This window comes from Chryseobacterium rhizosphaerae (assembly GCF_003385455.1).
GTDB classification, from domain to species: Bacteria; Bacteroidota; Bacteroidia; order Flavobacteriales; family Weeksellaceae; genus Chryseobacterium; species Chryseobacterium rhizosphaerae.
Map to the genome: position 1 here is coordinate 1 of NZ_QNUF01000004.1, position 14,310 is coordinate 14,310.

Here is a 14,310-nt window from a genome sequence, read left to right on the forward strand (position 1 = left end):
GGAAATTTACTTTCTCATTTCCTTGTTGGGTAAAGGCCGCAAATTTGTTTTGAGGTTCTTTGGTGTTTTGAGTGACATCATCTTCAATCCGGCAGGAATGTACTGAGAAGACCGTTACAGCCAGCAGAGCCAGCCGAAGAATTAGTTTTTTCGTCATAAGTATGTTTTTTAAGTGGTTAAATATATAAAATTTTTATTAATCACTTTGATGTGATTTTTATTTCACAAACATATCTTAAATTTTAGAGAAATTACGGGTAATTTTATTCGGATTTTATTCGGATTTACCCGCATAATCCTATATTTGTAAAAAAATAAACCTATGGTAAAAGAAAAATTGATAAAGGCCCGTAAAGAAAGAAAGTTTTCCCAACAGGATATTGCAGAGCATCTTAATATCAGCCAAACCCAATACCAGAGAAAAGAAAAAGGGGAAGTTGGCATCACCAATACCGAATGGGATCGTATTGCCAGATTATTAGAAATAGATGTAGAAGAAATCAGAGAAAATTCTGAAGCTAGCAATGTGATGAATAATTTTGATAATAGTTCTGGAAATTTTGGAAATAACACAAACAATTATTATAATGTTCCGGAATTTTTACTAGGAAGTTTAAATGACTATATAAATTTGTTAAAAGAGGAAAACCAAAAATTGAAAGAAGAGATCAAGTCTCTACAATCAAAAAAACAGGAATGAGTTGCTAAGTAAGAAATAGTCTTATTAACTCATTATTAAAATCTAGAAACCTCATTTGACAAAAACTGTCAAACTAAAATACAGTATGATAATTTAATTACAGCCTACATTTTTAAACCTATCTGTCTTTTAGCCTCCCCTACTACAAATGCCACAGAATTGGCAATATTAAAACTCCTGATTAATTTTGACATGGGAATCGTTAAATGATTTTCAAAACGGTCCAGTACTTCTTTACTTAGGCCTTTACTTTCCTTTCCGAAAACCAGCCAGTCCCCATCCTGGAAATCAGTTTCCAAATATGATTTTTCGGCATGCGAACTCATCAGGAAAACCCTTGAAAGATCCGGAATATTTTTCACCCATTCATCCACATCTGCATATTCTGAAACATCAAGATGCACCCAATAATCCAATCCTGAACGTTTCAGGTTTTTATCATTAATTACAAATCCAAAAGGATGAACCAAATGTAATTTACTTTCTGTTCCTACACATAATCTTCCTATATTCCCTGTATTATTAGGTATTTCGGGTTCTACTAAAACAATATTTAACATTTATTTTTCTTTATCTACTTCATTCACTTTTCAGAAGTACACTTTATTATTGATGAATTATTAATCAAACCCGATCATAGTGCATGATAGGGAAACGAAAATTTATATTGAAATGACTATGATTTCCTGATACATTTAGCGTAATAATCTGCCAATACAGCTTTTTCATACCCAAAGGTTACTGCTTTATCAAGATTTTCACAAGCTTCTTTAGGTTTGGCAGTATCAAATAAAACCAATGCCTTGGTGACATAAGACTGGGCAAATTTGGGATCAATAGAAATTGCTTTATTGGCATCTGTAAGGGATTCTTTGTACTTTTTCATTTTAAGATAAACATCTGCACGTCCATTGTACAAAAGTGATTCCGGCTTTTCAGCAATAAGCTGGTTATAATCTTTTAAAGCCCCATCAAGGTCACCACTGTTTTTTTTCAGATTTGCCAATCCCGTTTTGGCAAAAATATTATCCGGTGCAAAAGTTAGAATTTGATTAAGATCTTTAATAGCCAGATCTTTTTTCCCCTGGCTGTCATAGATTTTGGAACGGGTCAGATACAGGTCCGTATTTTCAGGATCTACCTGAAGACCTTTTTCCACATACTCCAGTGCTTTTGCTTTATTTCCTTTCTGACTGTGTAGTGACGCCAGGTTGGCATATACAGGAGCAGACATAGGGCTTGCAATCAGTGCAGATTCATAGGATTTAAAAGCCATTGTAGCCTTCCCCAGCCTTCTTTGTGCTGTTCCCAGGTTATTGTAATATTCGGATTGAAATTTTTGGATCTGTTCCTTTTCGGCTAATCTTGAATATTGCTCCTCGGCACATTTATAATCTGCTTTTTTAAAGCATTCCTCAGCTATTTTTTTATCCTGAGCAAAGAAATTGAGAGAGAAACAAATAGAAGCTAAAAGTAATAAAGGTTTTTTCATGGTGTTATATTTTGTTTGTTGATCACTTTTTTGGCGAGTGCACCAAATATCACTCCCAATAAAGAACCAGCAAACGCCCCCACCAAAATATCTATCGGAAAATGCACTCCTAAATAAATTCGACTGTAGGAAACCACTATAGCCCATACAAATATAGCATATGGGAACCATTTAATTTTCTTTTTTAATAAAATTCCCAGATAAGACGCTAAAAAGAAGGTATTGGAAGCATGTGCAGAATAAAATCCATACTGCCCTCCACATTTCACAATCCTCATAGAATGTTCCAGTGTAGGATCATGACAAGGCCTCAACCTGGCAACCCCAAATTTGAAAACATTAGCCAGCTGGTCAGAAACCGTTGCTCCCAATGCTAAAAAAATCAGGATAAAAACTAAAGATCTCAGTTTATAGTTTTTGTACAAAAAATAAAGGAATATAATATAAAGAGGCACCCAGATCCAGGTACTGGAAATCAGCATCCAGAGTTGATCGAAAGAAGGGTCTCCCAAATTATTAAGGTATAGAAATACCGTTTTATCTTCCTGAATAATCTCCTCCATACCTTATCTGCTTACAGGCCCTTCATAAGTTTCATCTTCAGAAGGTTTTAGTTTTGGAGGTTCATTAGATGCAAGAGGTTCTGTTAAAATATCTTTCTTGATATCATTAACCGGGTTGAAATCTTTGGCAGCATCTTTTACCTTTTCGATTTCACGTTTGATCTCGGAAACAGGATTATCCGTTTCTTTCATAATCTCAGTTTTGATATCTTCCACTGCTCCACGCATTTTTCTTACACCTGATCCTAAATCACGTGCAATCTGAGGAAGTTTATCCGGTCCGAATAATACAACGATTGCAATGGCAATGAGTGCCATTTCTCCAATGCTTAATTCCATGCTGTAAAATTACGAAAGATTATAACATCTCTTTAATGTAATTTAAAATTTTAAACAAATTTTAAGATTTCATCCCCTCAGTTTACCGTTTAAAGTTTGAAATTAGTATGCATCCGGCGTTTCCCCCACTCCTTTATCTCCTATCTCTTGTCTCTAATCTCAACCTCTCCTGTCTCTACTCTCCTATCTCTCCGCAATACCTCATTTCCGATTCTCAAATCTTTTCATCATAAAGCAACCTATTAACAAATAATTAATTCGAAAAATTGAGAATTATATTTTATTTAAGTACATTTACTGTACACAATCTAAATACCTATTTATATGAAAAAATTACTAACTCCCTTTAAATTTCTTGCTGTTCTGTCAGTACTGGCTCTAGGCAGTTGCCAGAATGAAAGCAATGAAATTACACAACAGGAAACAGCTCAGGCTAAAGTTTCTGTATCGGATCTTAAGAAGGAAATCACTCCCGGTGTACAAGCAATTCCCCAAGCCGTACAGGTTCAGCTTGATGAATCCAAAAAAAATCTTGAAAAACATCTGAACAATGACCTGCAGATCACAGGAATTAATGTTCTGGGAAAAATTTCGACACAAAAAGGTCTTGAAATTTCTCAAAACCTGATCTCTGATAAGGATCAGATTATTGGGTTGGGAAATATAGCCGATCCTTCTTCTGTAAAAATTGGTAAAATCGGAGATCTATATTCAGGAGACCACCTGATCACTGCTCAGAAAGGATTAAAAGAAATGGCTATCGATGAGATAAAAGCAGGTATTAATGTCCTGGAAGTATCATGGGATGGTAAACATGGAAAGTTTACGACGCTATGCTTTTATAATGACTCAGGTATTGTCTGGGATAATGTCTTTGGCGGATTGGTACTGATGGATACAAGAGGAAATTCTGAGGTATCCAACAGCTCAACGGCAAAAGTTGTCTCTAAATGGTATAAACAATGGTGGACTGCCAATTGGCTTTGGGGTTCTAAGAGAGGAGAAGTAGGATATCAGATTACAATTTATTATACCGGTTCTACTGTTTCAAACGTTGATGTAAGTGACTGGGGGAACATCAGCTTAGGAAAAGCAAAAAGCGAGAGTAAAGTTATTAAAAGAACAGGGGCATATGGACAGTGTCAATATGCGTTAGGCCTTTGCACGCCTACCGGGTCTTTAAGTTTTAACGCAAGCAATTTCTCAGTATCCTTTTCAGGATTGGGAAGTAATATTGTAAGCAATGGTACCAAATCACTTTATCCCTAATTTTCATAAGAATTCAAATTTTTAAAAAAGTAAAAGGAAGTCTATAGGCTTCCTTTTATTCTTATACTCTAAAGAATCATTTTTCTTTCCCCGTAAAATTACTCCTTTGTTATTTTTTCCTTTAAAAGCTTCACCGCATTTTCTTTTAACCCGAAAATATCTTTCAGTATCTGAAATAGCTGTTTATCACTTTCTATGGCTACTGATTCTTTTTCGTTTGTTTCCTTTCGGATATTCAATGTGTGATCGCTAAAAGTATATCTTGCCTCTTCATCCACTTTTGAGAGTACCAGGTTTTTCTTAAACATAGATTCGGGATAGGTAGAGAGGTACCAGTTGGCAATGTCTAAATCTAAAGGTTCTACATATTCCAGTGCAAAACGATAGACCGGCAACCATTTTTCTTTCCAAAACCAAAGAATATATAGCTCTTCTTTTTTTGAGATTTTAAACTGTCCATTCGGGGTTTGCTGGGGCTCTTCATTATGTAAAAGTAAAGGAGCTGTAAGAGTCACTATCCCGAAACCACAATCTACAAGATATTCCTGCCCATGCATATTCACAATCAATAATAAATGTGTTTTGGCGGCAATGGCATCTTCCTCTCTCTTCCATACGACCCTGGCCTGTTGCAACCTGGTATCAAATCCTATATATTTCAACACTTCACGTAAAAGCAGATTCTGCTCAAAGCAATAGCCTCCTCTTGATTCCGTCACCAATTTACTAAAAACATCATCCAGATTCAGAGACGGAATATTTCCGGTATAAGGATCAATATTTTCAAAAGGAATGTACTGAGGATGTAGCTGATGAATTCTTTTCAGTGTTTCCATATTCATTTCCGGGGCTTCGGAAAAATGGATTCTTTCCAGGTATTTTTCTAATTTTAATTGATCCATGACACTCATTTATAATTATTTTTTCAGGGTATTTTTAGTAGAAATCAAACGGTCTACTGATAATTTCCCTCCTCCTTCAATAAGCAAAGTTACAACTATTCCAATCGCAAGAATATCAAACTGACATCCTTCTCCTTTTTGGGTACCAAACCAGTTCATAAAAAATCCGTTATCCAAATGAGAAGTAAACATAATTCCGGTAAGCAATCCTATAAATGATAGAGCCCAGAATCTGGTTCCCCAACCCAATAGCAATGATATTGAGCCCAAAAATTCCACCAAGATTACGGTACATGCAACACCATATGGAAGATGTAAATTTTCTGTAAAAAGCTCCATTGTTTTGCTCCATCCCATTCCTCCAAATAAACCCAACGTTTTTTGAAGCCCATGAGGAATAAATACAATACCTATTGTCCATCTTAGTAAAGTCCCGGTCCAGGTATTATTCGTTTGAAAAATTAAATGTTTCATGTTAATAAAGAATAAAAATAGTTATAGTAAAAAATGTATACTGTTAATGAAATAGCCTGATCGCAGCAAATACGCCAAAATTCTGTTTACTTTCCTTCAATAGTCCATAGCGATCCCAATTGGCACCCAATCCAAAAGTGAGTGGTTTATAACTGACCCCAAGCCGAAGCATCAGATAACTTCGGGCGTGCCCTCCATCTTTTATAGTTTCCGAATAAAGAGCCTGGACGCGCGAATACCCTTTCCAGTTTTCGTTGATTGCAGGTTTGTATTCCAATAACATCATCCCTTCTGCTATACTTTTTTCAGAAAATCCAATAAATCTGGGATTGACAATAAGTAAAAATTCGGGAGTACTTAATGAATATAATATTCCTGCAGTGGGTCTAAGCCCGGTATTAGGAGTATAATGCATTCCACCCAGTACCCGAAAATTTTTAATTACCTCAAAGGTTATATTCGCCTGGATCATGGCATCATTGGAACGGTCTTCATTCCATTTTGAAGAAATATTGGCAGCACTAAAAAACCCCAATCCTCTGACCTCCTGAAAACCTTTATTGATTGTCATCTGGCTAGCAATTCCCTTATTGCCGGCTAAAGCTTCAAAGACAACAGGAGGATTGGGAGCTTGTTTATTATTTTGAGAAAAAAATAATAATGGTACTATTCCAACACTGAAAAGTAATATTTGTTTCATTTTCTAAACCATCATAATTGTACTTACAAAATTCTTAAATACAACAAGATAAGGTTAGAACATATGCATCCATTAGTAGGATAAATCAATCCCTTTTCTATATTCTGACGGACTGATACCGGTATGTTTTTTAAAAAGACGGGAAAAATAGGAAACATCTTCTATTCCCAAGACCAGAGCTACCTCAGAAACGGTATATTGAGGTAGGGAAAGTAAAGCCTTTGCCTCCATCAGAAGAGCTTCGGTGATAATCTCAGAAGCCGTTTTTCCGGTTGCTTTTTTTATTGTTTTATTCAAATGATTAGGAGAAACATTAAGCAGATCGGCATATTCTTTTACAGCATGTAAATTCTGAATCTGACTGGTTATCAATCTCCTAAATTTTAGCGCAATGGTTTCATTAACCGAGAGATTCTGCTTTGGAAGCTTTTCTATAAAATGCCGGATCTCTCCCAATAGGGTAAAAAGATACAGCCTCAGCAGTTCCATATTATCAGTGGCTGCATAAAGGCTTTCCATCTGCTGCAGGATCAGGTAAATTCTTTCCTCATGCTGCTCATCCAGATAAAGGGTAGGATTGTTTTTAATCTCTATATAACTCAGAATATCCTGCAGATATTTCAAGCCCGGACCTTCTGCAATAAAATCATCAGAAAAATGGCAGTAGAAACCTTCAACATCCGGAGTGTTTTTAAGAAAGGTACGGATCTTATACGGGGGAAGAAGGATGATCATATTTTCCTGTACGGCAAACGTATCTGAACAAACCATTTTTTCAAGAAATCCTTTTTTAATAAACACAAAATCGTTTACTGTTTTACGATGGGGCTGGGAAGGAGTCTTTGCTTCACTAAGAACCTCAAGGGGCTCTATAAAGAATTCATTCAGCCCTTTTTTCAGCATAGTCTTCCCTGCCCAATCCAGATTAAGGATCGGTTTAAATTCATCCGGCTTGTATTGGGGAATACGCTTCATATCTTAAAAGTAATGATTTATTCCTTCAGGCCTTCTCTTAAAAATATAAAATTTTAGATTTTCTTTTTTTTCTTAAAAACAGAATAAGTAACGATTACACTGATGGCCATTAAAATAAATGCTAAGAAAAATGGCGCTCCGGAAAATTTAAACGGAGCTTCATCGTGAGTAAAAAAGTAGAACAGATTGGTCATCATCGGAGGTCCTATAATTGAAGTGGCACTCATCAGACTCGTCAATGCCCCCTGAAGCTCTCCCTGTTCGTTAGCCGGAACACTCTTTGTAATAACTGATTGCAGAGCGGGACCGCAGATCCCTCCCAGACAATATGGAATCAGAAATACAAACATCATCCAACCCTCGGATGCGAAAGCAAATAAAAGCATTCCCACAGCATAAAAAGCTAATCCATAGTAAATACTTTTCTCTTCTCCCAGCCTTGGGGTTGTCCACCTGATTAAACCTCCCTGTACCAATCCTACTAACAATCCTACTACCCCCAGGGAAATCCCTACCATTCTTTCTGTCCAGTCAAACTTATACATGGTGAAAAAGCTCCAGTTACTCTGTACAGCATGACCTGCTATATAAATTAAAATCAGTGCAAATACCAATCCTGAAATTTCAGCATGCTTTCCCAAGAATTTAAATGAACCCACAGGATTTGCGCGCTTCCAGTCAAATTCTCTTCTTTTATCTTTACTTAAACTTTCGGGAAGAATAAAATAGCCGTAGAGGAAATTAAGCAGACATAGACCTGCCGCCGCATAAAAAGGAACCCTGGCTCCGTAGTGCCCTAATACACCTCCCAGAACCGGACCAATAATAAATCCGAGACCGAATGCAGCTCCTATCATCCCAAAGTTTTTGGCTCTGTTTTCATCTGTTGAAATATCTGCAATATAGGCACTGGCAGTGGTGATACTAGCTCCTGTAACCCCTGCAATAATCCTCCCTAAAAACAGCCACCAGATACTTGGGGCTAATGCCAGAAAGATATAATCCACTGCAAACCCAAAAAGAGAAATCAAAATAATGGGTCTACGTCCATATTTATCACTCAGATTTCCTACAATCGGAGAAAATATAAACTGTGTAAACGCATAGGCAAATCCCAGCCAGCCTCCATATTTTGCAGCTTCACTGATATCGGCATGAATAAGCTCCTCAATTAACTTTGGAACTACGGGAATAATGATTCCCCAGCCGGTAATATCAATAAGTAGTGTAATAAATATAAAGCTTATCGCTGTATTTTTTTTTGATTTTTCCATGATGCTGCAAAATTAATCAAATCTTAAAAATAATGATTCTAAATTTCATTATATTAAAGAATATCCTCCTGAATAATAGATCAGTACCCAAAAAAGCTTTTATTTTTAATATAAATCTTAATGATCAGCAGAAAAAAAATTAAAGATTTTTTAGAAAATAGGTAATAAAAAACCTATTTCAATATCAGTATGAAATAGGTTTTTCTAAAGTTGTGAATATTGTATTAATTGCTGTTAAGCTTTGTATAAGTCATTCTGTTGGTTATAATGCATTTAATCAGGCAGCTCTGTTTCACTGTAATCTTAACTGCATTAGTGTACTGATAAGCAGTAACATTTCCATTAAGGACAGACCTTACGCCCCGACGGTAATAGGTAGTCTGTGTAACCGGTGGCGCATCATAAGTTGCAGAAGTTGCATTGGTAATATTTACAAATGTTATATTATCTGTAGAGCTCTGCCACTGATATTCGGCAGTTCCTGTTACCTGAGCAGCTGTAACCTGTGTAAATGCCGCAGGATCATTGTTGATATCCATACATAGTGTCTGATCTGCAGCAATCGTTCCCGGATTATTTACAGAATTAACAAAAAGCCTTCCTATAGTAGAAATAGCCTGGAATGAGCAGGTATAAAAACTTGATTTTGCAACCACCCTGTACTGATTATTGTTAAAACCTAACGGAACATTATTGATAGCAAGCGTTGACGAAGTCACATTATTGTAATTGGTACCATTCGCCAGGTCTGTCCATGTACTTCCGTTAAGAACCTGCCATTGATAGGTAATATTTTCAGGTGTTTCATCTGTAGGGGTGTTGTTGATAACCGCAGTCATAGTGGTAGATCCACCCACTGCCACAGTTTTATCAGAAGGCTGAGATAAATAGGTCATAGGGTCTATATAATACTCAGACAGTATATTATAAACTCTCATCTGGCTAAATGAAAATCCGACACCGATAACCTCTGCAAATGTTAACCGTACTTCATCCCACGCTGCCGTAGGAATTACTTTAATAATCCGACGTTCCTGATTATCTCCAAAATCAAAGAAAATATGTCCGTTAACTCCTGTACGATAAATTTCCTGTCCATTATTATAAAAGACAAAATTTCCCCCATTAAAACTGGGATTAAAATTGAATCCATCAGAGGCAAAGTCTATATAAACAGGTTTATTAGCAGGAAAATCAGCTCCTGTTGTTCCTACGCCTACATGCATACTACAAAAAAGACCTGCACCTGTACCCGGCTTTAAAGAAGCAAAAGAGTTCACATCAATATCTGTCATATTAGCAGGATTAGCTGCTTCTTTCCCCAACCTGAAACATAGAAGTCCACCATTATTTGCACTGGAAGTATTAGTATCCAGTAGCCTACCACAACCACCATTCGGAAGGGAAACCATCTCCTGGGATGCCATTTTGCCAGACACAAAAAAGCATATTGCTATAAAAATATAGCCTAATATCGAATTTGTTTTCATCATTAATAATTTTAAGCAATTAATTATACGCGGAAGAATACTCATCCTTGGGTAAGGATGCTCATATGACGTTATGTCACTTAAAATTATTTGATTACAAATACAATATTAACAAAAGAACATGCGGTAGCAGTTCCAATTACATCATAGCGCAATATTCCATTAGCATCAATACTTACATTCCGTAAAACATTGCCATCAAAATCTGTCACATAATAATACAGATCCGAAGCATTCAAGAAAAAAGGAATAGCAGTGGGAGCTCCCACGCTTACAACTTTTGGAGTGGAAAACTGTGTTTTATACAATTGATACAAATCCAGTGTTCTTCCTGTCCCTATAGTAGAGGTATCAATACTGATGGATGGCATATAGAAGAACTTCACTATATTTCCACTGATCGGTACCCAGTTTGGGCTGGCTGGTGTTCCAATATTCTGAGCTAATGCCTGTCTTTTAAGATCATAGACCAATAAACCATTCGCGGGAGTGGGTATTGTGGTAAGATCAGAAATTCGGGGGATTAATACTCCTTTATTAGAACCGGTCACATCTAACATTGCGCTTTTATCGGGACTAGCATTCCCAATACCTACCTGCGCAAAGGCAGTGCTGCTGGCAATTAATGCCGCAGCAACGAATAATTCTTTGAATTTCATATTTGCTCTGTTTTTTACAAATATATAATAAATTAACACACATTAACCTATTACTTTGATTTATTTTCATCAAAATACGATAATTCATGAAAAACTTATAATTCACACATATGTTCATCAATAATAAAGTAATATTTTTAACAAATTAACTATTATTCATTTAAAAAATTAACTCAAACCTTCAATCGACTCCTACAAAAAAAATTTAATAATGGTAAAAAACACATTTCTATCTTCCCAAAAAAGTGATGCGCATCTTACAAAAGACATTTTGAGTTATGCAGTCTTAAGTACAGTCATCAGGTAATGACAGAAAACAAAAAAGCCTTTCTTTCGAAAGGCTTTTACTTATTTATTGTAGTTTATATTACTTTGAAGCAAGCACTTCTTTTTCAGAAGTACTTTTTCCATGTACATCTTCTTCTTTTCCTTTTTTCAGGAAGTCATAAGCAATTGCAGATGCAATAAAGATGGATGAATACGTACCGAATCCAATACCGATTAACATCGCAAACATAAACCCTCTCAAGTTATCACCACCGAAAATGAAAATCGCTAAGATTACCAAAATCGTAGTAAATGAAGTGTTGAATGTTCTACCTAAAGTACTTGAAATAGAGTCATCAAATAATCCAGCTAATGTTAAGGCTTTCTTCTCTCTCAGATATTCTCTAATTCTGTCGAAGATAATTACCGTGTCATTAATAGAGTATCCAAGTACCGTAAGGATTGCAGCAATGAAATCCTGGTTAATCTCCATATTGAACGGCATGTATTTGTGAAGTAGTGAATACGTTCCTAAAATAATAACCGCATCGTGGAATAGAGCTGCTACAGCACCTAAAGAGAATTGCCATTTTCTAAATCTGAATAAGATATAGATAAAGATACCTGCAAGAGCAGCAACAACGGCAAGAATACCATGTGTCTGAATATCGTCAGCAACTGTAGGACCTACTTTTTCAGATGAAATAATCCCAGCATGGTCTTTATCCGCGGATTTAAAATCCTGCAGAGTAAGGGTAACAGGAAGATCTCCTTTTAATCCTTCAAATAATTTCTGCTCAATAGTCTGGTCAGCTTTTAAAGACTCATCTTCGATAAGGTAATCTGTAGAAATTTTCAACTGGTTTCCATTTCCGAAAGTTTTAGCTTCCACAGAAGAGTTTTTACCATCTTCAGTTTTGAAAATCTTTACCAATTTTTCTTCAACATCATTAGCATTAACCTCTTTATCGAATCTTACGATATAGTTTCTACCTCCCGTAAAGTCGATACCATATTTGAATCCGTGGGTAACCATAGAACCAATACAGATCACTGTTAAAACAGCAGAGATAATGTATGCGTATTTTCTTTTTCCGATGAAATCAATCCACGTATTTCTGAATAAGTTTTTCGTAGGAGGAGTCCATACAGAAAGGTGTTTTCCTTTATTTAGTCTACTGAAGATCATTACTCTTGAAAGTAATACCGAAGTAAACAATGTCATAATAATACCGATCATCAAGGTCAAAGCAAATCCTTTGATAGGCCCTGTACCGAAGAAGAATAACACAACAGCGGTCAGTAACGTAGTTGAGTGACCATCAATAATCGCACTTAATGCGTGTTTGAAACCGTCTTTATAAGCTTCTAAGATATTCTTACCGGCAAATAATTCTTCTTTCGTTCTTTCGTAAATAATTACGTTCGTATCCACTGCCATGGCCATCGTCAATACGATACCTGCGATACCAGGAAGGGTAAGCGTAAAGTCTCCGGAATCCATAATTCCGAAAATATAGAAAAGGTTAATAACCATTGCAATTACAGCATATACTCCCGCACCACCGTAATAGAAAATGATATAAACAATGATAATTAAAAATGCAATAGCAAATGAAATCATACCGGCGTTGATAGATTCCTGTCCAAGAGATGGACCTACCTGAGTAGCCTGAACTACTTTAGCACCAGCTGGCAATTTACCTGCTCCTAAAACGTCAACTAATTCTTTAGCTTCTTCCTGAGAGAAGTTACCGGAGATTTGAGTTCTACCGTTAGGAATAGCATTTACCACATTAGGGGCAGTATATACTCTACCGTCAAGAGTTACCGCAACCGGCTTCCCTACGTTTTTCTCTGTTAAAGTTTTCCATTCTTTAGCTCCTTTAGAATCCATCTGCATATCTACCACTACTCTTCCAAGTTCGTCATAGCTAATGCTTGCAGTTTCTACAGCACCGTCTACCGGAGCTTTTTGATTGATGTTACTTCTGATTGCATACAACACCAAATCGTCCGGACTTGTAGCTTCAGGTTTGTAACCCCACATGAACTGTGTATATTTAATGTTTGCAGGGCGTAAAGCCTGTCCTACTTTGCTGTTTAAAATTTTATTAACAACTGCAGTATCAGATAACTTCACATTAGCAACACCATTACTTCTTAATTTGTCAAGCTGTATAAGTTTCATGAAGTTTACATTCTTTGCAACTCCCATAGAATCTCCTTTTGCAGCAATCATAGTTGTCAAAGTCTGGAAATAAGGCGCAATTTCAGGAACCTGCTGTACTTCCCAGAACTGAAGTTTTGCAGAAGTCTGAAGCATTTTCTTCACCTTGTCAATATCCTTCATACCAGGCATTTCTACAGAAATTCTAGCAGTACCAGGTACTCTCTGAACATTTGGCTGGATAGCTCCAAGCTTATCTATTCTCGTTCTGATTACTTCGAAAGCTGTACCTACAGAAAGATCAACTCTTCTCTTTACAATACTTCTTACCTGCTCATCAGTAGTGTTATACTTGATTTCAGATAAGTTTGTATTTCCGAAAAGATCCGGATCTGCAAGCTTCAGGTTTGACCCCTTCGCTTTGTTGATTGCATCGAACTGCTCAAAAAAGTTGTCGATGTAAGATTTTGTAGAGCTTTTCTGAACTTCATCAGTCTTGTTTAAAGCTTCAATAAGAATAGGATTGGTAGAATAATTAGTTAAATCATTTACCAGATCTCTTTGGTTAATTTCCAAAAGAACGTTGATCCCTCCTTTTAAGTCAAGACCAAGCTTCATCTCCTTGTCTTTAGCTTTTGAATAATAAAGCTTTGTATACCCAAGATTAAGAGTATCTTCCTTGATTCGTTTGATCTCTTTCTCGTTTCCTTTCGCAGCTTCGATCTGCGATTCAATTTTGCTGGCGTACCAGGTTGGTAATAGCTCGTTTAAGCAAATCAACCCCAGGACAATAGCAACAATTGTAATAAGTCCTTTTCCTTGCATTTTGTTATAACTACGTTAAATTAAGTCGGCAAATATAATGATTTTCTTGTATTTTATGAATTTTTAACAACAGAAATGGTTTATTTTCAGATATATTGGTATTTCGACTTCTATTTAAGATTTAACAATTTTTTCATGGTATCTTAATGAAGTTTTCAAATTTTGAATGGTATAAAATTTTCATTCATTTATCAACACACTAACTATCAAA

At 36.1% G+C, this 14,310-nt stretch carries 14 protein-coding genes; 2 read left to right on the forward strand and 12 right to left on the reverse strand.

Translation table 11 applies throughout. From position 1 onward, the window contains the following. The first annotated feature begins 322 nt into the window (after positions 1-322). The gene (locus DRF57_RS04370) at positions 323-700 is read left to right on the forward strand and encodes a helix-turn-helix transcriptional regulator (protein ID WP_115917087.1); all 378 of its coding nucleotides are present in this window, start codon (positions 323-325) and stop codon (positions 698-700) included. Between the two features lie 104 nt (positions 701-804). On the opposite strand, the gene DRF57_RS04375 is transcribed toward DRF57_RS04370, so the two are convergent. From DRF57_RS04375 to DRF57_RS04390, 4 genes are all read right to left on the reverse strand, one after another. Further along, complete coding sequence (locus DRF57_RS04375) at positions 805-1,260, reverse strand: tRNA (cytidine(34)-2'-O)-methyltransferase (RefSeq protein WP_115917089.1); 456 nt, start codon at positions 1,258-1,260, stop codon at positions 805-807. 116 nt (positions 1,261-1,376) lie between these two features. Next, entirely contained in the window at positions 1,377-2,192 is an 816-nt protein-coding gene (locus DRF57_RS04380; protein WP_115917091.1) for a tetratricopeptide repeat protein, read from the reverse strand. Continuing rightward, a complete protein-coding gene (locus tag DRF57_RS04385) occupies positions 2,189-2,755 on the reverse strand; it encodes a phosphatase PAP2 family protein (RefSeq protein ID WP_047485239.1) in 567 nt (188 codons plus the stop codon). The genes DRF57_RS04380 and DRF57_RS04385 overlap by 4 nt, the downstream gene beginning before the upstream one ends. A gap of 3 nt (positions 2,756-2,758) precedes the next feature. Beyond that, positions 2,759-3,094, reverse strand: a complete 336-nt coding sequence (locus tag DRF57_RS04390) for a Sec-independent protein translocase subunit TatA/TatB (RefSeq protein ID WP_047485241.1) — start codon at positions 3,092-3,094, stop codon at positions 2,759-2,761. A 324-nt stretch (positions 3,095-3,418) separates the two neighbouring features. Here DRF57_RS04390 and DRF57_RS04395 point away from each other — a divergent pair, with 324 nt between their 5' ends. After that, positions 3,419-4,363: a hypothetical protein gene (locus tag DRF57_RS04395; RefSeq protein ID WP_115917093.1), complete on the forward strand. Its 945-nt coding sequence runs from the start codon at positions 3,419-3,421 to the stop codon at positions 4,361-4,363. Positions 4,364-4,461: 98 nt separating this feature from the next. On the opposite strand, the gene DRF57_RS04400 is transcribed toward DRF57_RS04395, so the two are convergent. From DRF57_RS04400 to secD, 8 genes are all read right to left on the reverse strand, one after another. Then, a complete protein-coding gene (locus DRF57_RS04400; RefSeq protein WP_157969876.1) occupies positions 4,462-5,265 on the reverse strand; it encodes an arylamine N-acetyltransferase family protein in 804 nt (267 codons plus the stop codon). 15 nt (positions 5,266-5,280) lie between these two features. Then, positions 5,281-5,739, reverse strand: coding sequence for a DoxX family protein (locus DRF57_RS04405; RefSeq protein ID WP_115917097.1), 459 nt, complete (start codon positions 5,737-5,739; stop codon positions 5,281-5,283). A gap of 43 nt (positions 5,740-5,782) precedes the next feature. Beyond that, on the reverse strand, positions 5,783-6,439 hold the full coding sequence (locus DRF57_RS04410) for a hypothetical protein (RefSeq protein WP_228450214.1): 657 nt from the start codon (positions 6,437-6,439) through the stop codon (positions 5,783-5,785). 72 nt (positions 6,440-6,511) lie between these two features. Beyond that, entirely contained in the window at positions 6,512-7,414 is a 903-nt protein-coding gene (locus DRF57_RS04415; RefSeq protein ID WP_115917099.1) for a helix-turn-helix domain-containing protein, read from the reverse strand. A 53-nt stretch (positions 7,415-7,467) separates the two neighbouring features. Next, complete coding sequence (locus DRF57_RS04420; RefSeq protein ID WP_047485247.1) at positions 7,468-8,688, reverse strand: TCR/Tet family MFS transporter; 1,221 nt, start codon at positions 8,686-8,688, stop codon at positions 7,468-7,470. Between the two features lie 224 nt (positions 8,689-8,912). Next, entirely contained in the window at positions 8,913-10,178 is a 1,266-nt protein-coding gene (locus DRF57_RS04425; protein ID WP_123863280.1) for a hypothetical protein, read from the reverse strand. Between the two features lie 86 nt (positions 10,179-10,264). Continuing rightward, positions 10,265-10,837 (reverse strand): hypothetical protein, encoded by a 573-nt coding sequence (locus DRF57_RS04430; RefSeq protein ID WP_047485251.1) that lies wholly within the window; start codon positions 10,835-10,837, stop codon positions 10,265-10,267. 367 nt (positions 10,838-11,204) lie between these two features. After that, complete coding sequence (secD, locus tag DRF57_RS04435; RefSeq protein ID WP_115917103.1) at positions 11,205-14,099, reverse strand: protein translocase subunit SecD; 2,895 nt, start codon at positions 14,097-14,099, stop codon at positions 11,205-11,207. Between the last annotated feature and the right edge of the window lie 211 nt (positions 14,100-14,310).

What these genes read in the sequence shown, in the direction of transcription:
- DRF57_RS04410 (WP_228450214.1), bottom strand. Translation starts at nt 6,439, where the DNA reads ATGAAACAAATATTACTTTTCAGTGTTGGAATAGTACCATTATTATTT.
- secD (WP_115917103.1), bottom strand. Translation starts at nt 14,099, where the DNA reads ATGCAAGGAAAAGGACTTATTACAATTGTTGCTATTGTCCTGGGGTTG.
- DRF57_RS04390 (WP_047485241.1), bottom strand. Translation starts at nt 3,094, where the DNA reads ATGGAATTAAGCATTGGAGAAATGGCACTCATTGCCATTGCAATCGTT.
- DRF57_RS04375 (WP_115917089.1), bottom strand. Translation starts at nt 1,260, where the DNA reads ATGTTAAATATTGTTTTAGTAGAACCCGAAATACCTAATAATACAGGG.
- DRF57_RS04430 (WP_047485251.1), bottom strand. Translation starts at nt 10,837, where the DNA reads ATGAAATTCAAAGAATTATTCGTTGCTGCGGCATTAATTGCCAGCAGC.
- DRF57_RS04385 (WP_047485239.1), bottom strand. Translation starts at nt 2,755, where the DNA reads ATGGAGGAGATTATTCAGGAAGATAAAACGGTATTTCTATACCTTAAT.
- DRF57_RS04370 (WP_115917087.1), top strand. Translation starts at nt 323, where the DNA reads ATGGTAAAAGAAAAATTGATAAAGGCCCGTAAAGAAAGAAAGTTTTCC.
- DRF57_RS04420 (WP_047485247.1), bottom strand. Translation starts at nt 8,688, where the DNA reads ATGGAAAAATCAAAAAAAAATACAGCGATAAGCTTTATATTTATTACA.
- DRF57_RS04425 (WP_123863280.1), bottom strand. Translation starts at nt 10,178, where the DNA reads ATGAAAACAAATTCGATATTAGGCTATATTTTTATAGCAATATGCTTT.
- DRF57_RS04395 (WP_115917093.1), top strand. Translation starts at nt 3,419, where the DNA reads ATGAAAAAATTACTAACTCCCTTTAAATTTCTTGCTGTTCTGTCAGTA.
- DRF57_RS04405 (WP_115917097.1), bottom strand. Translation starts at nt 5,739, where the DNA reads ATGAAACATTTAATTTTTCAAACGAATAATACCTGGACCGGGACTTTA.
- DRF57_RS04400 (WP_157969876.1), bottom strand. Translation starts at nt 5,265, where the DNA reads ATGGATCAATTAAAATTAGAAAAATACCTGGAAAGAATCCATTTTTCC.
- DRF57_RS04415 (WP_115917099.1), bottom strand. Translation starts at nt 7,414, where the DNA reads ATGAAGCGTATTCCCCAATACAAGCCGGATGAATTTAAACCGATCCTT.
- DRF57_RS04380 (WP_115917091.1), bottom strand. Translation starts at nt 2,192, where the DNA reads ATGAAAAAACCTTTATTACTTTTAGCTTCTATTTGTTTCTCTCTCAAT.